The sequence below is a fragment of the Paenibacillus sp. FSL R5-0636 genome (genome assembly GCF_037974255.1).
GTDB classification, from domain to species: domain Bacteria; phylum Bacillota; class Bacilli; order Paenibacillales; family Paenibacillaceae; genus Paenibacillus_AQ; species Paenibacillus_AQ odorifer.
This window is the reverse complement of sequence record NZ_CP150232.1, coordinates 2,375,983-2,398,165: the sequence shown is the minus strand read 5'-3', so window position 1 is coordinate 2,398,165 and position 22,183 is coordinate 2,375,983. Positions and strand designations below refer to the sequence as shown.

At 44.4% G+C, this 22,183-nt stretch carries 23 protein-coding genes and 1 other RNA gene; 13 read left to right on the top strand and 11 right to left on the bottom strand.

What is annotated here, in order from left to right:
* The first annotated feature begins 3 nt into the window (after positions 1-3).
* Positions 4-522 carry a thiol peroxidase gene (tpx, locus tag MKX34_RS10530; RefSeq protein WP_038569826.1) on the top strand — a complete coding sequence of 173 codons (519 nt, stop codon included), beginning with the start codon at positions 4-6 and terminating at the stop codon, positions 520-522.
* Between the two features lie 189 nt (positions 523-711).
* On the opposite strand, the gene MKX34_RS10525 is transcribed toward tpx, so the two are convergent.
* The 3 genes from MKX34_RS10525 to MKX34_RS10515 all read right to left on the bottom strand — a co-directional run bounded on the left by MKX34_RS10525 (position 712) and on the right by MKX34_RS10515 (position 2,392).
* A complete protein-coding gene (locus MKX34_RS10525; RefSeq protein ID WP_036689295.1) occupies positions 712-1,101 on the bottom strand; it encodes a DUF1499 domain-containing protein in 390 nt (129 codons plus the stop codon).
* A 159-nt stretch (positions 1,102-1,260) separates the two neighbouring features.
* A non-coding RNA gene (gene ssrS / locus MKX34_RS10520) (6S RNA) lies at positions 1,261-1,452 on the bottom strand.
* Positions 1,453-1,555: 103 nt separating this feature from the next.
* Positions 1,556-2,392: a DUF624 domain-containing protein gene (locus tag MKX34_RS10515; RefSeq protein WP_036689293.1), complete on the bottom strand. Its 837-nt coding sequence runs from the start codon at positions 2,390-2,392 to the stop codon at positions 1,556-1,558.
* 186 nt (positions 2,393-2,578) lie between these two features.
* Between MKX34_RS10515 and MKX34_RS10510 the strand changes: the two genes are divergently transcribed.
* The gene (locus MKX34_RS10510; protein ID WP_036689290.1) at positions 2,579-2,677 is read left to right on the top strand and encodes a hypothetical protein; all 99 of its coding nucleotides are present in this window, start codon (positions 2,579-2,581) and stop codon (positions 2,675-2,677) included.
* Between the two features lie 127 nt (positions 2,678-2,804).
* Here the strand turns inward: MKX34_RS10510 and MKX34_RS10505 are convergent, their stop codons facing one another.
* Positions 2,805-4,457 (bottom strand): DEAD/DEAH box helicase, encoded by a 1,653-nt coding sequence (locus MKX34_RS10505; protein ID WP_036689288.1) that lies wholly within the window; start codon positions 4,455-4,457, stop codon positions 2,805-2,807.
* A 335-nt stretch (positions 4,458-4,792) separates the two neighbouring features.
* Between MKX34_RS10505 and MKX34_RS10500 the strand changes: the two genes are divergently transcribed.
* The 4 genes from MKX34_RS10500 to MKX34_RS10485 all read left to right on the top strand — a co-directional run bounded on the left by MKX34_RS10500 (position 4,793) and on the right by MKX34_RS10485 (position 8,947).
* Complete coding sequence (locus MKX34_RS10500) at positions 4,793-5,626, top strand: YitT family protein (RefSeq protein WP_036689285.1); 834 nt, start codon at positions 4,793-4,795, stop codon at positions 5,624-5,626.
* Positions 5,627-5,806: 180 nt separating this feature from the next.
* Entirely contained in the window at positions 5,807-5,995 is a 189-nt protein-coding gene (locus MKX34_RS10495) for a hypothetical protein (protein WP_036689649.1), read from the top strand.
* 231 nt (positions 5,996-6,226) lie between these two features.
* Positions 6,227-7,438: a putative glycoside hydrolase gene (locus MKX34_RS10490; protein WP_038569821.1), complete on the top strand. Its 1,212-nt coding sequence runs from the start codon at positions 6,227-6,229 to the stop codon at positions 7,436-7,438.
* Positions 7,439-7,573: 135 nt separating this feature from the next.
* Entirely contained in the window at positions 7,574-8,947 is a 1,374-nt protein-coding gene (locus MKX34_RS10485; protein WP_076296404.1) for an MATE family efflux transporter, read from the top strand.
* Positions 8,948-9,018: 71 nt separating this feature from the next.
* On the opposite strand, the gene pfkA is transcribed toward MKX34_RS10485, so the two are convergent.
* The gene (pfkA, locus tag MKX34_RS10480) at positions 9,019-9,990 is read right to left on the bottom strand and encodes a 6-phosphofructokinase (protein ID WP_036689277.1); all 972 of its coding nucleotides are present in this window, start codon (positions 9,988-9,990) and stop codon (positions 9,019-9,021) included.
* Positions 9,991-10,056: 66 nt separating this feature from the next.
* A complete protein-coding gene (locus MKX34_RS10475; protein WP_036689648.1) occupies positions 10,057-11,139 on the bottom strand; it encodes a tetraprenyl-beta-curcumene synthase family protein in 1,083 nt (360 codons plus the stop codon).
* 193 nt (positions 11,140-11,332) lie between these two features.
* Here MKX34_RS10475 and MKX34_RS10470 point away from each other — a divergent pair, with 193 nt between their 5' ends.
* Complete coding sequence (locus MKX34_RS10470) at positions 11,333-12,583, top strand: MFS transporter (RefSeq protein ID WP_076296405.1); 1,251 nt, start codon at positions 11,333-11,335, stop codon at positions 12,581-12,583.
* 214 nt (positions 12,584-12,797) lie between these two features.
* On the opposite strand, the gene MKX34_RS10465 is transcribed toward MKX34_RS10470, so the two are convergent.
* Positions 12,798-12,995: a cold shock domain-containing protein gene (locus MKX34_RS10465; RefSeq protein WP_036689272.1), complete on the bottom strand. Its 198-nt coding sequence runs from the start codon at positions 12,993-12,995 to the stop codon at positions 12,798-12,800.
* Between the two features lie 173 nt (positions 12,996-13,168).
* Between MKX34_RS10465 and MKX34_RS10460 the strand changes: the two genes are divergently transcribed.
* The 6 genes from MKX34_RS10460 (at position 13,169) to MKX34_RS10435 (ending at position 17,839) form a co-directional block, all read left to right on the top strand.
* Positions 13,169-13,402, top strand: coding sequence for a hypothetical protein (locus MKX34_RS10460; RefSeq protein WP_036689271.1), 234 nt, complete (start codon positions 13,169-13,171; stop codon positions 13,400-13,402).
* Positions 13,403-13,408: 6 nt separating this feature from the next.
* Positions 13,409-13,579, top strand: a complete 171-nt coding sequence (locus tag MKX34_RS10455; protein ID WP_036689267.1) for a hypothetical protein — start codon at positions 13,409-13,411, stop codon at positions 13,577-13,579.
* 212 nt (positions 13,580-13,791) lie between these two features.
* Entirely contained in the window at positions 13,792-15,582 is a 1,791-nt protein-coding gene (gene pepF, locus MKX34_RS10450) for an oligoendopeptidase F (protein ID WP_036689265.1), read from the top strand.
* Positions 15,583-15,670: 88 nt separating this feature from the next.
* On the top strand, positions 15,671-15,982 hold the full coding sequence (locus tag MKX34_RS10445; protein WP_042126298.1) for a lipopolysaccharide assembly protein LapA domain-containing protein: 312 nt from the start codon (positions 15,671-15,673) through the stop codon (positions 15,980-15,982).
* A 2-nt stretch (positions 15,983-15,984) separates the two neighbouring features.
* Positions 15,985-17,025, top strand: a complete 1,041-nt coding sequence (locus MKX34_RS10440) for a M42 family metallopeptidase (protein ID WP_036689645.1) — start codon at positions 15,985-15,987, stop codon at positions 17,023-17,025.
* Positions 17,009-17,839, top strand: a complete 831-nt coding sequence (locus tag MKX34_RS10435) for a hypothetical protein (protein WP_076296406.1) — start codon at positions 17,009-17,011, stop codon at positions 17,837-17,839. Before MKX34_RS10440 ends, MKX34_RS10435 begins: the two co-directional genes overlap by 17 nt.
* Positions 17,840-18,194: 355 nt before the next feature.
* Here MKX34_RS10435 and MKX34_RS10430 read toward each other — a convergent pair whose 3' ends face one another.
* From MKX34_RS10430 to MKX34_RS10415, 4 genes are all read right to left on the bottom strand, one after another.
* The gene (locus MKX34_RS10430) at positions 18,195-18,680 is read right to left on the bottom strand and encodes a tetratricopeptide repeat protein (RefSeq protein ID WP_249267663.1); all 486 of its coding nucleotides are present in this window, start codon (positions 18,678-18,680) and stop codon (positions 18,195-18,197) included.
* Between the two features lie 42 nt (positions 18,681-18,722).
* Entirely contained in the window at positions 18,723-20,660 is a 1,938-nt protein-coding gene (locus tag MKX34_RS10425; protein WP_076296408.1) for an ABC-F family ATP-binding cassette domain-containing protein, read from the bottom strand.
* Between the two features lie 86 nt (positions 20,661-20,746).
* Positions 20,747-21,316 (bottom strand): TetR/AcrR family transcriptional regulator, encoded by a 570-nt coding sequence (locus MKX34_RS10420; RefSeq protein WP_076296409.1) that lies wholly within the window; start codon positions 21,314-21,316, stop codon positions 20,747-20,749.
* A gap of 44 nt (positions 21,317-21,360) precedes the next feature.
* Positions 21,361-22,164, bottom strand: a complete 804-nt coding sequence (locus MKX34_RS10415) for a DUF92 domain-containing protein (protein ID WP_076140916.1) — start codon at positions 22,162-22,164, stop codon at positions 21,361-21,363.
* Positions 22,165-22,183: the final 19 nt, after the last annotated feature.

Below are 22,183 nucleotides of genomic sequence, written 5' to 3'. Positions count from 1 at the left end.
GATATGACGCAAGAAAAAACAGGCGTAGCTACTTTTAAAGGCAACCCCATCACTCTCGTAGGACCTAAGCTAACAACTGGTGATCCTGCACCCGATTTTGTTCTGAGCAAGAATCTCCTGGAAGACGTGTCTCTAAGTGATTATGCCGGTAAAATCAAGCTGATCAGTGTTGTCCCTTCTCTAGATACCGGGGTATGTGACGCACAGACCCGCCGGTTCAACAGTGAAGCCGCAGAGCTTGGTGACGATGTGGTAATTCTCACTGTAAGCACGGACCTGCCGTTTGCCCAAGCTCGCTGGTGCGGTGCTGCCGGCATCGATCGAGTTATTACTCTATCCGATCACAAAGCAACCTCATTCGGACAAGCCTATGGTGTGCTGATTAAAGAATTCCGCTTAGATATGCGCTCCATTTTTGTTCTGGATAAGAACGACAAGATCGTATATGTTGAATATTTGAGTGAAATGACCGAGCACCCTAACTATGAAGATGCTATTGCTGCTGTGAAGAAGCTGCTCTAATTCTCCAATCAGTAGCGGTTATTACAACAATACTTAATAATCTCTGTTAAAAAAGCGGCAGAAGGTCCATCCTTCTCCCGCTTTTTTTGTAATAGAAAGATTTATCGATAACACACTGAGCAGCTCACCGTTTACGTAAACGCATTCATACTATCCCTAAGCAAGAAGGGTTTGACGGGCCTCTAAAAATCAGTCTGCTTTGTATTTTCCTAATTTTTTGTCCAAAGATGCATACAAGCGTTGAATCACACGGTAATTCGCCCCGAGATCACCAAGTGAACCTCTAGATGCAGAATACATATCTACACCACAACGAACAGGCGTCGTATTAAGCACCGATACCGTAATGTCCAGCGTACGGCCAAATGCCGTTCTCTTCTCAAGAGTAATCTCACCTACAGACTCCACTTCGTGAAGCACCTTAAATCCAGGAACTTTCTTTAAAGTCGATGAAACTTCTTCCCATGCTTTGTCTTTAGTTAGATTGTAATAACGCGTTTTTAATGTCGGATCTTTGGCGCGGTCGCTTGTTCCATCATGACTGCGGAATAAGCCAACCAAGGTTCTTTTTAACGACAAAATTCTTCCCCCTCTACAAATCCCAAGTTCATTATTCTAAGTGTAACACTCTTGTCTCAGGAACAAAAGGGTATAACTCACTTTCCCTTTATTCCAGACATACAAAAAAGCGCCCGCTCCCATTATTCACGGGAAACAGGGCGCCTTGGCTTAAACAAGAGAAAACCCGCTTATGCCGTCCGGCTACAGTGTCTTCTGAACCTGCTAGAGCAGGTGGGTGATCGCAGAAAACGTTTTTGAATTCCCCAAGTCATATAGACAGGGCGGTTCAGCTGCGCTTCGTGTAGATCTCCCAAGACATTATCATTGGTTCAAAACAACGAGTAACCGTAACGTACATCGCAGGATTTGTTATTATTATATTGCGTTTTAACGAAAAAGTAAACCTGTATGCGCTTTATTTTTACACAGGAATTAATTACCTGGAAATATCCAACGCTAATCCAGTTTTTTGTTAAATGCGTTTGGTGTCCTTTTCATCAATTTCATCCTCGTAGTCATCATCATCGTCGTCATCGTCGTCATATTCATTCCGATTGTTCAATGCTGCTGCTTCTGCTTCTTCCTGCTCTTTCAGCTTCTTCTTTTCTACTTGCAGCTGTAGCTTATTATAAGTAGCGTAGAAGTTAAAGAAGGCCGCCATTGCAATCAACGTTGGAATACAAATGAAATAAAGAGCCGGATATCTAAGACCGATATAAACAAGAACTGCGGCTGCAATCAATGTAGAGAACACACGAATTGGGCGTGCTATAGTCAGCAATATAGAATTGGTCATCACTTGCTTGAAGCCCATTTGGTAATGAACCACAATGGAAAAGAAGTTAAACATGGATACCGACAAAAGTATCATCAGCACCAACATCAAAATACCAACAATTCTGAAGTTAGGCATTTGTGTCATGTAAACTGTTACATCAACGTACATAACAACGAACATCAATGTATAGATAACTCCTCCGAGCATACTTTTTACATAGTTCTCTTTATACCCCTGAAAAAATGTACGAAAAGTTCCTACATCCGTATTCCCCATTACCCATTTACGCACTACGGTAAATAAAGCGGCTGAAGCTGGAAACACCGTAAAGGGCGCTAAAATCCCCATTGCCCAGTTCAATGTAATTTGCTCGTTCGCTCCACCTGCGCCTGTCCCTAACATAATCATCTTTAAAACACCAAAAAACAAAAACGGGGCGGAACATAGTGCCCATAAGATATTACTGCCTGCGATACGTGAAATCCATTCTGTCACGCGGTATAAGCCGCCCATTGCTCCTTTAAACTCCAATTCCCTTCCTCCTCTGTCTCTTACATACTACATATCTTAACTATACCTCATTTGACCTCCTCATTTCCATAGCCCAACTTTCTGAATTATAGACTATCGTCTATACGTAAAGCCTTTATAGTCCATATATTAGGATTGTAACCATAAGAAATACCAAAATCCCCACATTCTAAAGGAGGTTATCTCATGTCTACACCTGTTGGCTTCGGCGGTTGGACTTCTACAGGCACGATCCTCGTATTGTTTATCTTGCTCGTTATCATCACTCGTACATTCGGATACTAATATCACACAAAACAAATTCGCGCCCTACTAAGGACATAACAATTCACCAAACATCCTTATATTTCAGCAAAAAGAAGACGAGAACCGCAATGCGGCATCTCGTCTTCTTTGGTATCTTGACGAAGTATTAATTATCGAAATCTTCACGTTTTGCAGGACGAGTGCTCGTGCTGCTTGGACGAGTGTATGGTTTACGCTCTGCGCTGCGGTTTGCACCACCGTCACGAGCTGGTGCGCCATCACGGTTGCCTTTATAGCCACCGCCATAGCCGCCACTGCCGCTACCGTAGTTGCTGCCACCGCTGCTATAGCCACCACGACTACCGCCACCGTTATTATCACGGTTACCACGGTATCCGCCACCGCTACCGCTGCCACCGGAAGTACCACGGTTTCCGCCATAACCACCATTAGGTTTACGGCCACTGCGGATATCGTTTTTGCCACCACGACGTTTAGCACGAATTGGATCTTCAGGAGTCAATTCAATTGCGGAATCCTTCTTGTCGCCAGTGAGAAGCTTCATAGCTGCGGACAACAATTGTACGGAATCATATTGCTCAAGCAATTGAATAGAAATTCCTTTGTACTCGTTCAACTCTCCACTTTCTACCACTTCAAGCAAACGCTCAGCAGTAACGCGTTGTTTACCTTCAATAGCTTCAGCCATTGTTGGCAAAGGTTTACGAGTAATCCGGTGACGAGTAACACGTTCGATCAAATGCAGGTGATCAATTTCGCGTGGAGTAACGAATGACCAAGCCGTACCTTCTTTACCTGCGCGTCCTGTACGACCAATACGGTGTACATAGCTTTCAGGATCTTGTGGCAAGTCAAAGTTAATTACGTGAGTTACGCCGGATACGTCCAGACCACGTGCCGCTACGTCAGTAGCTACCAGCACGTCAATGCTGCCATCACGGAATTTACGCATTACAGCATCACGTTGGTTCTGTGACAAATCACCATGCAATCCATCAGCAGAATATCCGCGTTTTTGCAAAGCTTCAGCAAGCTCATCAACCCGGCGCTTAGTACGTCCGAATACGATAGCTAATTCAGGTGATTCCATATCAATCAAACGACTAAGAGCTTCAAACTTTTGACGCTCAGGCACTTCCACATAAGCTTGATCAATCAGTGGGGCACTGATTTGTTTCGGAATAACGGAGACATGTTGCGGGTTGTTAAGAAATTGTTGAGCTAGGCGTTGAATGTTTGGTGGCATTGTAGCAGAGAACAACATGGTTTGACGTTCTACAGGAACGAGCTTCAGGATAGTCTGAATATCTTCCATAAAGCCCATATCCAGCATTTCATCTGCTTCATCCAATACAACGGTTTGAACATCATCCAAACGGATCGTTTTACGGTTGATGTGATCGAGCAAACGACCAGGTGTACCAATAATGATTTGTGGTTTCTTTTTCAATCCACGGATTTGACGTCCAATATCCTGTCCGCCATAAATCGCCAACGAGCGAAGACCTTTGAAACGGCTTAGTTTGCCAATTTCTTCTGACACTTGGATGGCCAACTCACGTGTTGGTGCCATAATAAGGGCCAAGATTTTTTCGTCTTCACGGTTAATCTTCGAAATGAGGGGGATACCAAAAGCAGCAGTCTTACCTGTACCAGTCTGAGCTTGACCGATCAGATCCGACCCAGTCAATGCTAATGGGATCGACTGTTCCTGTATCGGTGTTGCCTCCTCAAATCCTAACTCTGTGATTGCTTGTAGCACTTTTGGCTCCAAGCCAAATTCTGCGAATGTTTTCAAATTATTCATGCTCCTTCTATACAGTGGACATTCCACATGCTTGTCTGTATTCTTAAGTAGCGGTAAACACATTTATAGGCTGTCCAATCATGCTCTATTTTCTGCATGATATAGCGCTTTTGGGACGAAAAGCCTCCCTAATCATCAGGTACCTTGTTGTACCTGAGCAACTGTAGCTTTACATCCGATGCAATGCAAAAATACCATTGTAACGTTCTACTCAAGAATATCCTATACATTATATCACAAACACATGTGAGAATACCAGTGGGTTCCTTTCTTTTCATTGCTTTCATGTTTTATTTTTTTAAATATATATATAAGGGTGGATTTACTTGTTAAGACAGATTTTGAATTGTTTGGTTGTTTTTTTAGGGGCAGCACTGATCGCCAGTGGATTTAATCTATTTTTAATTCCACACCGTTTACTAAGTGGTGGTGTATCTGGGCTTTCCATGTTAGTGGGTTATTTCACTCCATTAAACATAAGCCTCCTATACTTGCTCTTTAATATTCCTCTGCTGGCTGCAGGCTGGTTCCAGTTAGGCCGGAGATTTATTATTATGAGCATGTTGTCCGTTGTGTTTACAACCTGGTTCTTAACAGTGATTCCCGAGCATCTGGTGGCTACAGATATGCTGCTGTCCTCTGTGTTTGGCGGAGTTCTCGTTGGGATTGGCTGTGGTATCTCCTTCCGTGCAGGAGGTTCTTCCGGAGGTTTTGACATCTTGGGTTCAATTATCACTAAATACCGAGATTTCCCGGTCGGCAATGTAGTAGTAAGTTTAAATGGACTTGTTATCCTGGCGGCCGCTTATCTTGACCAGAACTGGAATTTAGCACTTTCATCAATGGTATCTATATATGTAACAGGTAAAGTGTTGGATATGATTCATATCAGCCACTTAAAGGTGACTGTATATATTGTAACAAACCGTACAGATGAATTACTGCAACATCTAATAGGCCTTCAACGAGGTGTCACAAAGATTAAAACAGAAGGTGCTTATTCTCACGTTGAAAAGGACATGCTAATGACGGTAACAACCCGCTACGAACTTGCAGAGCTGCAACGTATCATCCGCACGACAGATCCTCAAGCTTTTGTAAATATTGTTGAAACAGTTGGTGTTATGGGTTCCTTCCGGAAAGACAAAATGAGGAAATAAAAATTCCTAGTATTGGAAAATGCACCAACCTCAGAATTATGATATATTATACACACGCAGAACCCTAACAATTTCATAAAGATTGAGATTTACCCCTCTTTTTTCCAAAGCACTTCGTTTTCCGATGAACACTGAATCTATTCAGAACTATCGAAAAAGGAAAGGGTGATTTTTGTGGAAATGGAAACGGTAAAACTGTCAGCAATCGTCATGAGGTGGTATCCTGATATGATGCCGTTTCTCAAACAGGACGAATTAAATTCAGTAATCGTTCTGCGAGACGGGCTAAGTATTCTGGAACCTGCAGATGCCATGGATATTATCCATTACAGCATCTGTGAACATCAGAATTCTGCGTATCTTCAATGAGCAAGCCGCAAGAGAAGTCTTGATAGTTGCCGCCTTGGGTTCGGCCCTGTTGCCGATTTAAGGCGGCATTTACTTTTTTCATACCGTTTCGAATCCATACATCTCGTTTATAAACAACAAAGGCGGTTTTTTATTCCCAATCTGAGCTAATATTGTTACAACACTGTTCTTTTTGGGAGCAACCGTTCCTATATAATTTAGGGGAAAGTACATAAAGGGAGAGAAAAACGAATGAACATCACCTGGGCTCTACTGATGATGGCCTTGGGAAGCGTAGGCGTACAACAGAACCAACATGACGCTGAAGTGGCGATCGCTTTGAAGTCCGCCATAAATCCCCCCATCATTGCACAACAAAACAACAATTCGAATGTAGCAACTCCAGCTCCAAGCGCTTCACCTGAAGCAACAAACTCAGAAAGTATGTTACACACCGATCCACAACCAGACGCACCCAAAGTAAAAGGCATTTATGTTACCGCCTACAGTGCTGGTGGGGAACGAATGGAAAAGCTGCTTACATTGCTTGACCAAACCGAACTTAACTCAATGGTAATAGACATTAAGGACGATGCGGGTTATATCACGTATAAGACCGATAATACCGACCTCCAGAAGCTCGGTAACCCTCAGCCTTTTATTGGAGATATCAATAAGTTAATGGAACGTTTGAAGAAACATGATGTCTATCCTATCGCCCGGATTGTTGTTTTTAAAGACTCCATTCTTGCCAAAAAGAACCCGCAGATGTCTTTTGTTAATACTGACGGCACTGTATGGAAGAATAAGGGCGGCGACAGCTTTGTTAATCCTTATAATGAAGATGTGTGGAAATACAATGTGGATATCGCCAAGGAAGCTGTTAAGCTCGGCTTCAAAGAAATTCAGTTCGACTATGTTCGTTTTCCGGAAGGATTCGAAAAACGTGCTGATACCCTTAAATACACTAAAACCACTGACTCACGCGTAGAAATCGTATCTAATTTTGTTAAATATGCCAAAGCAGAGCTAGCTCCACTTGGTGTCCGTGTGTCCGTAGATATTTTTGGATATGCCGCATCTGCCCCTGCTGAGGGTATCGGCCAGGACTTTGTTAAAATATCCAAGAATGTGGATGTTATCAGTCCAATGGTTTATCCAAGCCACTATTCAACGGGATGGTTTGGCGTGAAAGAGCCCGACTTAGATCCTTACGCTACAATCAAAGGTTCCATGGTTGATACACATAAGAAGCTTGATCCACTGGGCAGCTATAAACCCGTTATTCGACCTTGGATTCAAGACTTTACAGCAAGCTGGCTCGGAAGTGGTCATTATGTGAAATATGGTAAAAAACAGGTGGAAGATCAAATCCGCGCTTTAAAAGATGAGAACGTGGATGAGTTCCTTCTCTGGAACGCCAACAATCGCTATACTGCCGATGTTGATTACGAAAAACAATGAATACAGCCCTTATTATTTATAGCTGATCTGATATATGTATGCTAAAGACCCGGCGTCTGCCGGGTCTTTTAACGGAAACTTATTGAACTATTTAACCTATTCCTTGAAAAATCATAAAGAATGAGGCACAGAATTATGATACAGACCACCTCTTTAAAACAAAAGGCAGGACAATTTTTTCATATTTTATTCCCAATCCTTGTTACACAAATTGCTTTATCCGCGATCACCTTCTTTGATACTAATATGTCCGGTAAATTCGGAACCGTCGATCTGGCAGGAGTTGCGATAGGAACTAGTCTTTGGATTCCAATCCAAACCGGTCTCAGCGGTATTCTTATGGGGATCACACCTATTGTTTCACAGCTCATCGGGAGCAAAAAGGATAAGGATGTTGCCTTTCAAGTCACACAAGGTATTTGGCTGTCACTGATTGTTTCGATCATCGTCTTGCTGATTGGCAGCTTTGCCTTGTCACCTATTCTTAATTTTATGAACTTGGAGTCTGGTGTAAGAGATGTTGCTTTCCGCTTTCTCAGTGCTATTTCGTTCGGAATTATCCCCCTGTTTGGATATACGGTACTTCGTAGCTGTATAGACGCTTTAGGGCAAACACGCGTATCCATGTGTATTACACTAATAGCTTTGCCTGTAAATGTAGGTTTGAACTATTTGCTCATCTTCGGGAACTTCGGATTCCCTCGTCTCGGGGGCGTTGGTGCTGGGGTCGCTTCAGCTATTACCTATTGGGTTATATTTGCCGTTGCTCTACTGTTCATATATCGTTCTCAGGCCTTTGTAAATCTCAGATTATTCCGTAAGTTCTATTTTATATCGTTAAACAGCATTAAAGATTTGCTCAAAATCGGAGTACCCATCGGTTTCTCAATTTTTTTCGAAACAGCTGTCTTTTCCGCTGTAACCTTGTTAATGAGCCGATTTGATACCGTAACAATTGCCGCGCATCAGGCAGCAATCAATTTTGCAACAACACTTTATATGATTCCGCTCAGTATTTGCATCAGCCTTACCATCCTCGTCGGCTTCGAGACCGGGTCTGGCAGACAAAAGGATGCACGCCAATATGCCATAATGGGTATCGGACTGGCGGCAATCCTTTCACTGGCCACAGCTTTATTACTCTTGTTTGCCGGAAATCATGTAGCTGGTCTATATTCAGATGAACCCGATGTCATCTCGTTAATTCAGCATTTCCTGATCTATGCAATCTTTTTTCAAATCTCAGATGCGATTGCTACACCTACTCAAGGTACGCTTCGCGGATATAAGGATGTTAACCCAGCCTTTATCATTTGTTTTATTGCCTATTGGGTAATTGGCTTACCTACAGGTTATGTACTTGCAACTTACACAGATCTAGGAGCATTCGGCTACTGGATTGGTCTTATCACCGGTCTTGCCATCGGTGCGACCCTGCTATTGTCTCGGCTTATCAAAGTTCAACGGCGTTATGCCGCACAATACACACAGGAACAACCACAGAGTTAACGATCCATATTACACAAAAAAGGAACAGTGCGAATCTCGCAGCTGTTCCTTTTTATATATAGGGTCGCTAATTATTGGGAAAGACGGGAAGCCAGCTCGTACAGCTCCAGGTCAAAGCCCTTTTTCGTATTTACAACGAGATCAATATCCGTAAGGGTTAATTCACCTTTGATGATACCACAAGCCTTGTCGGATTCACCTTCGATTAGCTTACGTACGGCAAAATCGCCAAGACGGCTAGCCAAATTCCGGTCTCCAGGAGTTGGTGTTCCACCACGTTGGATATGTCCGAGTACAGTAACACGTGCATCCAGAGAAGCATGACGGTCTTTCAGAGCTTGAGCCACATCTTCACCTTTGCCAACGCCTTCGGCAACAATTACGATACTGTGACGTTTACCTCTGATAAAATTATCGCGCATCCGGTCAGCAACTTCATTCAAATCATACGGCATTTCCGGCACAAGAATTGTTTCTGCTCCGGAAGCCAGTCCAGCATGCAGCGCGATATCGCCACAGTGGCGTCCCATAACCTCTACAATCGAAGAACGTTCATGGGAGGACATAGTGTCACGCAACTTGTTAATAGCGTCTACAACAACGCCAACCGCTGTATCAAACCCGATAGTGTAGTCTGTGAAGGAGATATCGTTATCAATCGTACCTGGCAAAGCCATAGTCTTGATACCGAGTTTACTTAATTTGTTAGCTCCTTTATAGGAACCATCTCCACCGATAACTACTAGACCATCGATACCCAGTTCATTAAGGATATCCGCGCCTTTTTGCTGTCCCTCCGGTTTCGTGAACTCCAGACATCTTGCAGACTGCAGAACAGTACCGCCACGTTGAATAATATCTCCTACACTGCGAAGATCCATTGGGAAGATATCGCGATTCAGCAGACCTTGATAACCACGTTGCACCCCAAATACCTCAATACCGAAATAAAGTGCGCTTCTTACAACCGCACGAACAGCGGCGTTCATTCCCTGTGAATCTCCACCACTAGTCAATACTGCGATTTTTTGAATTTTAGACATTCTGTTGTTCCTCCTTAAAATTGTGCGAAGCCTGATACTTCTTATAAAAATAACTTCGCGACATGGTTACAAAAAGCGTTTGCGTATCCAACGGCTGTTAGCGAAGAAGAACAGTCTTGTAAGCGGACTGCCTTTCATCAGGCTTTTAGATACAGAGCGAACTTCCCGCTGTTCGCTAACTTTCGGATCAGATAAATAAAGTGCCAGCAATCCCTCAATCACCATACGATGCATCGAAGACTCTGGAAGATTACGAACATCCTTACGGGCCCACTCAACCATTGCAGCGATCCGACTCAGCATGGTATCCGTGTCATCATAATAATTGCAGAAATTAAGATCACCGCCTGCTCGGTCCTCTTCCTGATCAATCAGATAATCCAGCATAATGTGCAGACCACATACATGCGGAAAATACGCGGCTCGAATCGAAGCCGCAGAAGCTTGGTTCAGCTTCGGATCACATGCGGATAGAAATAACATAAATACACCTAGCGTTGATCCCGTTGCAGCCGAAAATTCATTCCATTGCAGATGTGGTGCTCGACTGCCCTGTTCCTCCCACCACTCCTTCAGGGCTGTTTCCCTGAGTTCCGGGCGGATGTGCTTATACACTTGTAAATCTGTATAGAGCACAGCCAGTTCTCGAATCTCCGCTGCAGCAGCGGAATAACCTGGCAACAAAGAAATCATCTCTTGGCATTTGCGAACCAGCCTGTACAAATATCCGCCGTCATTCTGTTCACTTCGAAGCGCATAATAATTACCTGGCTCAGCATTTGGATCAATAGCATCCAGCATAGATTGATGCAGCAGCCTGAAATCTGCAGGATCAAGCGAAGTACTGCGATCACATAAGTTGTCCAGATAATCACTGATAGTTTGATAAGCAACAATTAGCGGAATCAGTATATGTTTCATCGATAAATTGCCGGCGGCATAAATACCACCGCCTATGCAATGAAACTCTTTAGTTTCAATGCTGGCAAGTGCTTGCTTCCGGAGCTCGGGATCGGGAATCCCGTTCGCATCTTGGCGCCAGAAATGGAGACATTCTCTCACTTCCGGCAGCACGTACTTATAGACCCTGTTCATAAGTCCCAGTGGACCACGCGGGCTAAGGTAACGGCCTTGCTCTAATTCACTCAATGACAGTGCCTCCACATTGTTGTCTCCTTATCCAAATCACCACTTATTATAATATGATCAGGCGTATTTGTACAAACAACAAAATCACTTTCGTAAAATCATGAAAGATTCAGAAATACAGCAGTTTTTAAAAACATCTCCTCATTGCTTTATGCTATACTAGGCATATTTCAATTTCGGAGGAGTGCAATCCATGTTTTCAAAACGGACCGGCAGCCTTTACAGCGATCAAAACTGGCTGCGTTCCTTTCTCTTTACCATATATGGTACCAGCGTCCTTGTAGTATCATACTTTCCTTTATTCTACACACATTTAGGGTTTAGCAGTTCTCAGATAGGCTACTTGTATTCCCTCGGCCCCCTTATCTCCATCCTATCCAATCTATTCTGGAGTATGATAAGCGATAATTTAGGCACCATTCGAAAGATCATGTTCATATTACTTGCGGGTCAATTAGTAACTGGTCTTCTATTAGCCAGAGCGACGGAATTTTCATCTGTCATGCTTATTTTGTCCTTCTTCTACTTCTTCTATTACCCAGTTTTTCCGCTTGCCGATACAATGGCTATCAAAGTTGCCGAAAGACACGGACGGAACTTCATTACCATTCGCGTTTTTGGCTCCTTAGGCTATTCTTTCTTTGCTCTAACCGTTGGCTATGCATTAAGAGCATTGGGCTCTACTTGGAGCTTGACCCTATGTATCATCATCATTATTGCTGCACTTTTAATTACCCTAGGACTTAAGGATGTTAAAAAACCTGCTGTTATAGAAACAACGAATCAAGATAAGGACACAGCTGAAGCTGATAATAGCAAAAATGGACTTAAAGATATATTGTTGCAAAAAGAGGTGCTGTGGTTCTTCGGCTGTGTGTTTGTACTCGCGTTAGGCCATAGAATGAACGAAGCCTTTCTGACGATCAGTCTAAAACAACTAGGCGCTGGTGAGGAAATCATTGGCTGGGCACTGCTCGCGTCAGCTCTTAGTGAGATCCCTGTATTATTTATCCTCAGCAGATACGGCGACAAATTCAAAGAATTGCCCTTGCTGGCCTTGGGGAGTCTGATGTATGCTCTGCGTTTTCTTTTGATGTCCCTAGCGGATCATCCGGGCTCAATGATTGCCATTCAAGCCATGCACAGTATATCATTTGGTGTTTTTTATGTAACATCTGTCCGTTATATCACCCGGATTATTCCGGATCGCCTTCGGGCAACAGGTCTTGCCATTTTCACCGTCGTTTGGTCAAGTGCGTCTGGGCTGCTTAGCGGTACCTTTGGCGGCATTATTTATCAAGAGGCGGGGCGTTATATTTTTTATATAGTGGCTACGGGTTTCAGCTTACTCGCTTTTGCAGGGTTTCTGGGACAGCATTTATTGAAATCCAACCTGGATCCGATCAATCATTTCAGAAAAAAGAACAAAAAAGCCTCCCTATAATTAGGGTTGGTATTATTTCATAATACAAAAAGGTCGTTGCACTCCCCTTCACTGGAGTGCAACGACCTTTTTCATTTTGGATAACTTCTATAGTGGGCGTAAAAAAACACAGTTCCCGAAAGAACTGTGTTCTGTAAGTTGGTAACCACTCTTGCAAGGGCTTGCCAAGTAAATTATATATTTGTAGCAGACAGCTTAACTGTCCTGCTGTTTCTTATAATTTTACTACGTTTTCAGCTTGCGGTCCGCGACTACCATCAGTGATGTCGAATTCTACTTCTTGACCTTCGTCCAAAGTCTTGAATCCTTCACCTTGAATTGCTGAGAAGTGTACGAATACATCTTCGCCGCCTTCTACTTGAAGAAAACCATAACCTTTTTCTGCGTTAAACCATTTTACTGTACCTTTCAATTGAACAACCTCCTAAAAATAACCGCCATATATGGCGTATAACTATAGTATACTGCAATCTTCTGTTCAAATCAATCAAACCCAACCCTTAATATATGATTTAATTTGCTTTTCCCTTCTCCAGTGCGTTATCATTGAGCCAAAAGCCAAAAATCGCCAGGGTGGTAATGATAATGATCAAAAAACATGAAATATACAAAACAGACAAATGGAATATGATGACGGTAGAAGTTCAAGGCCGCTACATTGTACTCCGCGAAATTTCCGATCAATGGGGAGAAGAAACACATACCTTCCTGAGTCGTCCAGCGATGATGCAATGGGTGAATAACCGCTTCAACAAAGAATCTTATAAAGACAATGAAGAAGAGTACAAAAACATCATTGCAGCTTTCAAACAGGTATAACAGGAAATGAATAACGAAAATCTCACGATTTATGTTGTCCTAGTCCTCTGTCTAGGCGCAGTATTAATTATGACCAAGGATCGTGTCCCGCCGAAATTAAAGCGGGGCATGGCCATGGCTGCGGTCGTAATGATTCTGTTTGCTTTCATCTTTGTTATTTATAGCTTGTTGGCATAACTACCATATAAAGAAGACTAAATATTAATAATCAGGACTTAGCAGGACATAATAAGCTGACTCTACTTTTCAAAGAGGAGGACGTCATGCCTATTACACTCAAGTCCATCCCTCTTCTACTTGTGCTCAGCTTGCTACCGGGTGAAATATCATCCACAGTATTGCCGAGGGAGATTATGCCTACTACATCTCATCATTCTAGGAGGGTTTCTATGGAACAATTATTGAAGAGAAGTGAAGTACCTGCTGAGAATCGTTGGAAGCTTGAAGATATATTTGCCTCTCAGAAGGATTGGGATGCAGAATATGCTGAAGCTAAATCACTGATCAAAAAAGCTGCTGATTTCCAAGGTAAACTTGATTCCGCAGAAGCTGTGAAACAATGTTTTGAGCTGGATGACAAGCTGTCCGTCTCCACTGAGCGACTCTTTGTCTATGCTCATATGCGTCAGGATGAAGACACTGCTAATCCTGAATATCAAGCTTTGTCCTCCAAAGCGAAGAAGCTTGGGATCGAAGCAGGCGAAGCCTTTTCTTTTGTAACCCCAGAAATCTTGGCACTGCCTATTGAGAAGCTGGATCAATTTATTGCTGATCCTGAACTGTCCGCTTACACCTTCACTTTAAAAGAGATGAAACGTGAGAAAGCGCATGTATTGTCCAAGGCTGAGGAAGCTCTGCTTGCCCAAGTTGGAAACCTAGCACAAGCGCCTCAGAACATTTTTAGTATGCTGAACAACGCAGATCTGAAATTCCCTAAGATTAAAGATGAAGATGGCAAAGAGGTCGAGCTGACTCACGGCAACTATATCAAGTTCTTGGAAAGCTCCGATCGCGAGGTTCGCCGAAATGCTTTTAAAGCAGTCTATGACACCTATCGTAAGCAAAAAAACACCATCGCAGCAACGCTTAGCGCCAATGTGAACAAAAACGTCTTTTTCTCACACGTCCGCAAGTATCCATCTGTAATGGAAATGTCTCTTTACGGTGATAACATTCCAAAAGAGGTATATACCAACCTGATCGATACGATTCATGAGAGTCTTCCTTTAATGCACCGTTACATGAAGTTGCGTCAAAAGCTGCTTGGTGTGGATGAGTTACATATGTATGACCTATTTGCACCACTAGTAGATGAATATAAGCTAGATATCACGTACGAAGAAGCGAAGAAAATTACCAAAGAAGGCCTCAAACCGCTGGGTGAAGATTATCTGAATGTGCTGCAAAAAGGCTACGACAATGGCTGGATTGATGTCTATGAGAACGAGAATAAACGCTCTGGAGCTTACAGCTGGGGCCCTTATGGCACACACCCATACGTCCTGCTGAACCATAACGATAATCTGAACAGTATGTTTACTCTGGCACATGAGATGGGTCATGCTCTACACTCTTATTTTTCAGACAACGCTCTGAACTATCGGGATGCACAGTATACCATTTTCCTTGCAGAGGTTGCCTCGACTACCAATGAAGCTTTGCTTATGGATTATCTACTCAAAAAGTCTACAGATCCTAAGGAAAAAATGTATCTGCTCACCTACTATGCCGATCAGTTCCGGACAACGATTTTCCGGCAAACGATGTTCGCAGAATTCGAAAAGATCATTCATCAGCGTGTTGAAGAGGGCGATTCGCTTACCCCACAAGATCTTTCGAGTATCTACTACGACCTGAATGTCAAATACTACGGCAAAGAAATGGTTGTAGATCAGGATATCGAGATGGAATGGGCACGAATTCCGCATTTCTATAACAGCTTCTATGTTTACAAATATGCAACAGGCTTCTCGGCAGCGACTAGCTTTGCCAAACAAATCCTTGAAGAAGGCAAACCGGCGGTAGATCGTTACCTCGGCTTCCTGAAGAGCGGTGGCAGTGATTACTCCATCAATATTTTGTCAAAAGCAGGCGTTGACATGTCGTCTCCTGAGCCGATTCGCGAAGCGATGAGTGTGTTCGAAAGTGTTATCGCGCAAATGGAACAGTTGACCAAATAAGGCAGAGAGCTTAGTATTACATTAATCCCTTGCCCTATCTGGGCAGGGGATTTTATATTGTTATATCCCCCTGAGGAGGAAGAATTCAATGAGAATTCAATGGTCACTAATTGCGGGTCTAATCTTCGCGCTGCTAACCGCCATATTCGCAGTCATCAACGTTGATCCCGTTCAAGTCAATTTCGGTTTTGATGTGGTTAATATACCACTTATACTCGTTATTCTTGGCTGCGCGTTAATTGGCGGAATCATCGTGGGCTCTTACGGCATTTTTCGTCAATACAAACTACAAAAGCAAATTAAAAGCTTAACTGCTGAGCTTACCAAGCTTCGTGATGCCGACACTTCACTGGATTCTTTTAACACAGACAATGATGGCTTAACAGGAGGGCTTAACTAATGATTACCATTCAACCTAATGAAGACTACATACTTTCCATCCTAAAAAAATTACTCGATACCCCCAGCCCAAGCGGTTTCACTGCACAGGTAATGACACTAGTTGCTGAAGAAGCAGCTGCGCTGAACATACCTTTAAGCTGGAATGAAAAAGGCGGCGTAATTCTTAACGTCCCGGGCCTAGATCCCTCTCGTACTATTGGCATCAGCGCTCACGTGGATACACTTGGTGCCATGGTACGCTCGATTAAAGCTAACGGTACACTGCGACTGACCTCAGTAGGCGGCTTCGCCATGCACAGCATTGAGAATGAATATTGCACGATCCATACCCGCAGCGGCAAAACTTATACAGGAACCATCTTAACCAGCCATCCATCTGTTCACGTATATCCAGACGCTCGTGACTTCAAACGATCAGAGGAGAACATGGAAGTACGTATTGATGAGCTGGTATCTTCTAAAGAAGACGTACTCAAGCTTGGCATTTCCGTCGGAGATTTCATTTCTTTCGATGCACGTGCAGTGATTACGCCTAGCGGCTACATTAAATCCCGTCATTTAGACGACAAGGCAAGCGTGGCTGCCCTTCTTGGATTACTGGAAAGTATTAAACGTGAAGGCTGGAAACCTCTCCACAACCTTTCTTTCCTCATCTCTAACTACGAGGAAGTGGGACATGGTACAGCTTGGATTCCTGGTGAAATCAATGAAATGATTGCCGTCGATATGGGCGCCATGGGTGATGATCTCAGCTGTAAAGAAACCGATGTATCCATCTGTGCAAAAGACTCTTCCGGCCCTTACGATTATGTTATGACAGGCCGTTTGATTGAACTGGCAGAGGCACTCGCAATTCCTTATGCCGTTGATATTTATCCTATGTACGGCTCCGATGCTTCCGCAGCGCTCAGAGGCGGAAACAATATCCGTGCAGCATTGATTGGCCCAGGTGTACATGCCTCCCACTCCATGGAACGTACGCATAAGCAAGCTGTAGTGAACACTGCTAAGCTTCTCGCTGCTTATGTGGGTACAAACTGAGGCTAGCTCTGGCAAGCTAAAACAGCTCTGGAGGCGCAGACAGAGACTTATCGTCTCACTCCTGGTGTTATTGATAGCGGGGTTAGCGCTATCGTTGTTTCTGGTATTTAGAAATCACAAGGAAGATCCCTTTAAAGGTCTTCCTCACGCCTATAGCTTTTTGGAAACAGTGAGTGCAGATAATGTGCAGCTCTATATGATGTCACTTTCACCTGAAGATATTAAGCTCAGGGCCGCGGGTGTCCCTTTACGGCAAGTTAATGCATATGGGATTAACGGTGGTTTTTTCTATCAAGATGCGCTTTTATCCATGGCTATCATGAATGATACTCCAGTCAACGGGGCCCAGAAGGGTTATGGGTCTGGCTGGTTCAATGCTAAATACGCACGTGGAACTCTTGTCTGGGATGGTGCCAGCCGTAGCTTCTCCGTACAGGTTGTCTCTTCTGGAGAAGAATTGAAGATTACTGATCGCCAGCATTATTTTGCGCAAGGTGGCATTAGTATGAATCTGGGACACGAAGACTTATGGGAAGCGGCAGTAGCTGAAGAGCATCTTCCTTACGCTGATGAGAAACGCCTGCGTTCAGGCATGGTGTATGACAACACAGCAAAGCTCTGGCTGATTGTTACCCCAACGCTCTCAACAGCGGCAGATTTCCGCTCAGCGATCCTCCAGACAGTTCCTGCCAAGGGTCTGGAGGGTATCTTCTTGGACGGAGATGGCTCTTCCCAGATGAATGCGAAGGAAATCATTGTACCCGGCGATTCTCGGTCTGTAGTGCAAATGATTGCTGTGGACGGAACGAAATAAAAGAGTAGAAAAATAAAAGAGTAGAATTCTCCAATTAATGGAGGACCCTACTCTTTTTTTTGTTTATTGGTGGTTCGCTTGTTCTTCAACAGACACTGCCGGAATTTTCGGGGGTCAACCCCTTCGGTGGGTGCTTATGGACCCAGATGACGTTATTCGCAAATTATTAGCCTTTGGAGCATTGTTTCGGACCCAAGCGACGTTATTCACGCTAAAAAGGAACGTATTGGGCGCTTTTAGAGTCAATAGCGACTGTGGTGTCCGTTAACATTCCAAATGTGCAATAATGCTGCGTTTAAGGTCAGTGGTGTCCGGATAGTACTTCGTAAGTATTAATGTGATCTAAAAGCTAGCATCAATCCCAGACTTGCTCCAGCTTATCTGAATAATAAGAAATGGCCTTACTGTAACTTCTTATCCCTTCATCCGCAGAGGTTTCTGCCAACAGCTTAAGCAGCAGCTCCATCGCTTGACTATGCTCTCCAAGATTGTGCAAGGTCATGGCTAGGAACGCCGGAAATTCCTTATTCTCCGGGTACTCCTGAACAGCCTGCATCAGAAGACCTTTTGACTTCTCGTATTCTCCGAGTGTCCGGTAGGTGCTGCCCAGTCCCAATAGAGCGCCAACTCTCTGCTCAGAGGGTAACCCTAACGCCAAGCTTTTCTCATAAAAGGGTACTGCCGCCCGCTCCAAACCCAGCACATCATGCGTCCAGGCCAATTGATATAGAAGTTCAGCGTCCCCAGCATTCTGCTCATATAGCTCAAACAGCATCATTTTGGCTTCTTCCGCTTTACCAGCGTTGCGTAGGGCTACGGCAGCTTTAAGTTTATCTTCCACACAGAGCCCTCCCCTATTTTCTTTCAAAGCCATCCAACGGGTTTAAGCCTTACCAGCGATTTTCTCCGCAAGCTCGTTCAGATAGGTCCAGCGTTCCATAAGACGCTCCAGCTCTGCTTCGGCTAGGCGTTGCTCCTCTACTAGCTCCTGCAGCCTTCCAGAGTCAGCAAAAGCCGCCTCCATCTGTACACTAATATCCGTCAAACGTTGCTCTGCAAGCTCAATTTGCTCATCAATGCCCTCATATTCACGCTGTTCCTTGAAGCTGAATTTGAGTTTTGTTTTGGGAGCCGTTGAAGCAGCAGAGTTGCTGCCAGTGTCCGCGGCCTCTTTTCGCTTTGAGCTTCCATCTTCTTTGTTCGATTCTCCAATGCGTGGCGGTACATTTTTGGCCAGCCATTCTTCATATTCCGTATAATCGCCCACATGAATCCGGATATCGCCATTTTCAAAAGCAATCAGCTTATCTATCGTACGGTCCAAGAAATAACGGTCATGGGATACGGTAAAGACGACACCCGGAAATTCATCCAGATAATCTTCCAATACAGCCAATGTGCCGATATCCAAATCGTTCGTAGGTTCATCCAAAAGCAATACGTTAGGTGCTCCCATCAATACACGAAGCAGATACAAGCGTCTTTTTTCGCCACCGGACAGCTTCGAGATCGGTGTCCACTGCATCGCAGGAGGGAACAAGAAGCGTTCCAGCATTTGACCAGCCGTAATCACACTACCGTCTGCTGTCCGTATCACTTCTGCTTCTTCCTTCACGTATTCAATGGCACGCATACTGTCATCCATATCCTGATGCTCTTGTGTAAAGTAACCAAGCTTAACCGTAGCGCCAAGCTGAACTTCACCTTTATCGGGTTGCAGCTGACCTGCAATCATATTTAAGAGTGTTGATTTGCCGCTGCCGTTCGGGCCGACGATGCCCACTCTATCCTGGGGTACAGCGATATAGCTGAGATCTTTGATTAGCTGACGACCATCCAACGCTTTCGACAGGTCATTAATTTCAATGATCTTGCGACCTAAACGTGTAGAAGCCACAGAAATATCCAATGAACCGTTCGAGCTGCTTCCTGTACTCTCTTTCAGCTTTTCGAAGCGGTCGATTCTTGCCTTCTGTTTTGTTGAACGGGCTTTGGCACCGCGACGAATCCAAGCCAGCTCTGTACGCAGCAGGTTCTTACGCTTCTGTTCGGCAGAGGCTTCTCGTTCTTCGCGATCGGCTTTAAGCTCTAGAAACCGTGAATAGTTAGCTTCATAACGATAAAGCTGGCCACCATCTAGCTCTAGCATGACACTAGCCACACGCTCCAGGAAGTAACGATCATGCGTCACCATCAAAAGAGCGCCGCGCCGTTTCTGCAAATATTGCTCCAGCCAAGCCACGGAATCCGTATCAATATGGTTGGTAGGCTCATCAAGAATCAGCAGTTCAGAGGGGGTAATCAGTGCAGCTGCCAGAGCCACACGTTTACGTTGTCCACCAGAAAGTGTGTCCATTAGCGCATCAAACTTTAAGATGCCTAGCTTGGTAAGCACGCTTTTGGCTTCACTCTCCAAATGCCATGTTCCCGCAGCGTCGATCGCCTGCCCAATCTTTACTAGTTTTCCTTCCAGTTCAGCATTACCAGGCTGCTGTTCAAGCAGAGACATAGTCTCCATATACTCACGCATGGTAGCAAGGTCTGGATCATCCCCGGCGAACACTTGCTGCAAAACTGTATTCATAGGATCGTAAGGAGGATTCTGCGCCAAATATTGTACTCTTACATTATTCCCGATGGCAATTTGCCCACCATCCGGAGTATCCAGACCGGCAATAATCCGTAAAAATGTTGATTTACCCGTTCCATTCACACCGATCAAGCCAATTTTATCCCGATCGTCCATACCAAATGAAGCGTCGCTAAAGAGTACTTTCTCGCCATAACTCTTGGAAAGATGTTCCACGGTCATAATATTCATGCTATTTCCTCGCTTGCCTTATATTTTCATAAAACCGGCCGCATCTAACCTATGCTATTTATCCGGTCTATCATCCTATCCAAAATTCAGGTGATCATGGCCCCTCTAATAAAAAGACCAGCAGCGAAATCAGCGCGTTTATACGCGTCCTCCTCCGTAAAAGACGGATCAAATAAGATATCCATCTTCAAACGATCCAACATCCCTATGTAGGACTGTGCCATAAGCTCAGGCTCGGATGCTCCACCTTCTAATAATACCTTGACCACATCTTGCATGTATTGCTCCATAAATTGTGTCATATACGCCACTAATTCAGGATTATTGTTAGGGGCACGGAAAAAGAGCTTCGTATGCCGCTTGCGTTCATAATAATAATTCAGGTGATGTTTAGCAATGATCGACAGTTTACCGGCCAAAGCATCACTAGCCTTCAGCCTTTCCTGTAATTGCAGGAGAAATCCCTCACAATCGCGGCGCGTCACTGCCATGAATAAATCTTCCTTGCTCTTGAAGTATAAATAAACGGTGCCCTTTGCTATCCCGGCTTGCTCCGCCACTTCCGACATCTTCGTTTCGTAAAATCCACCTGAACCGAAGAGCTCGTATGCGGCATCCAGAATAGCAGTATGTTTTTGATTGGATGCGCTACTCATCGGTCCCTCCCTAAACTGTGCCGTTCAAAGCTTAAATTCAAATGCTAAATGATCATGCTCAGCAGTAAGGCAGCTGCACCGCCGAGGATAGAGCTGATGGCATTGACTGCATCATTGCTCATCCACTTCCAGCCTCTTGCGTGTACAGCTGGAGCCCCACAATGCTGTGAGCCTTCCACTTCGCGGCCGCATACGGTACAGCGGTTCATCTGCTGCACGGTTGCACCAAGGATAGAGTCGGCAAAGGCGCCGACTAGTCCTCCGGCAAGTCCTGCTAGGGTAAGCAGCACGAAAGAGTGATCCGGCATGCCGGATATCATTCGCAGCAGCCAAGCTGACGCACCGATGAGTGCGCCTCCTGCTGCTGCCGCCAGCGTACCCAAGCTGGATACACCTCCCGAAGCTCCGGCAGCAAGAACTTTACCCGTAAGGACAGAACGAGGCGGTTTCTTGCTCAGTGTTCCGATCTCCGTAGCCCATGTATCCGAGGTTACTGTAGCCATTACACCAATAAATAGGAACCCCCACAGCTCATGCGGGAAGATCGCATTCAGGAGAACCAGAACCATGCCAAGTCCACCGTTAGCAAAGACCTGCCCGGCATCGCGGCGGCCCGTCTTAGCATACGTCAGCTCTAATTCTGCTTTATTATCATGATGAAGTTTGGACAGCAGGCTTGAAGTGATGAAGAAGATCAGCAATATCCCAAACCAAAAAGCATTTCCGGCACCAAAATAAATAGTGCCCATCACTACCGCGGCAATCATGCCAGAGAGACTTAAAGACTGCTTCCAATATGCCGCTCCCGCAACAATCAAAGCGCCTAAAGCGCCAATAACCCACTGCATAGATTCATCTCCAACAGAT

Coding starts and splice junctions, on each gene's coding strand:
- pepF (WP_036689265.1), top strand. CDS start 13,792: ATGGAACAATTATTGAAGAGAAGTGAAGTACCTGCTGAGAATCGTTGG.
- MKX34_RS10435 (WP_076296406.1), top strand. CDS start 17,009: ATGTGGGTACAAACTGAGGCTAGCTCTGGCAAGCTAAAACAGCTCTGG.
- MKX34_RS10425 (WP_076296408.1), bottom strand. CDS start 20,660: ATGAATATTATGACCGTGGAACATCTTTCCAAGAGTTATGGCGAGAAA.
- MKX34_RS10420 (WP_076296409.1), bottom strand. CDS start 21,316: ATGAGTAGCGCATCCAATCAAAAACATACTGCTATTCTGGATGCCGCA.
- MKX34_RS10445 (WP_042126298.1), top strand. CDS start 15,671: ATGAGAATTCAATGGTCACTAATTGCGGGTCTAATCTTCGCGCTGCTA.
- pfkA (WP_036689277.1), bottom strand. CDS start 9,990: ATGTCTAAAATTCAAAAAATCGCAGTATTGACTAGTGGTGGAGATTCA.
- MKX34_RS10485 (WP_076296404.1), top strand. CDS start 7,574: ATGATACAGACCACCTCTTTAAAACAAAAGGCAGGACAATTTTTTCAT.
- tpx (WP_038569826.1), top strand. CDS start 4: ATGACGCAAGAAAAAACAGGCGTAGCTACTTTTAAAGGCAACCCCATC.
- MKX34_RS10470 (WP_076296405.1), top strand. CDS start 11,333: ATGTTTTCAAAACGGACCGGCAGCCTTTACAGCGATCAAAACTGGCTG.
- MKX34_RS10490 (WP_038569821.1), top strand. CDS start 6,227: ATGAACATCACCTGGGCTCTACTGATGATGGCCTTGGGAAGCGTAGGC.
- MKX34_RS10415 (WP_076140916.1), bottom strand. CDS start 22,164: ATGCAGTGGGTTATTGGCGCTTTAGGCGCTTTGATTGTTGCGGGAGCG.
- MKX34_RS10460 (WP_036689271.1), top strand. CDS start 13,169: ATGATCAAAAAACATGAAATATACAAAACAGACAAATGGAATATGATG.
- MKX34_RS10495 (WP_036689649.1), top strand. CDS start 5,807: ATGGAAACGGTAAAACTGTCAGCAATCGTCATGAGGTGGTATCCTGAT.
- MKX34_RS10510 (WP_036689290.1), top strand. CDS start 2,579: ATGTCTACACCTGTTGGCTTCGGCGGTTGGACTTCTACAGGCACGATC.
- MKX34_RS10455 (WP_036689267.1), top strand. CDS start 13,409: ATGAATAACGAAAATCTCACGATTTATGTTGTCCTAGTCCTCTGTCTA.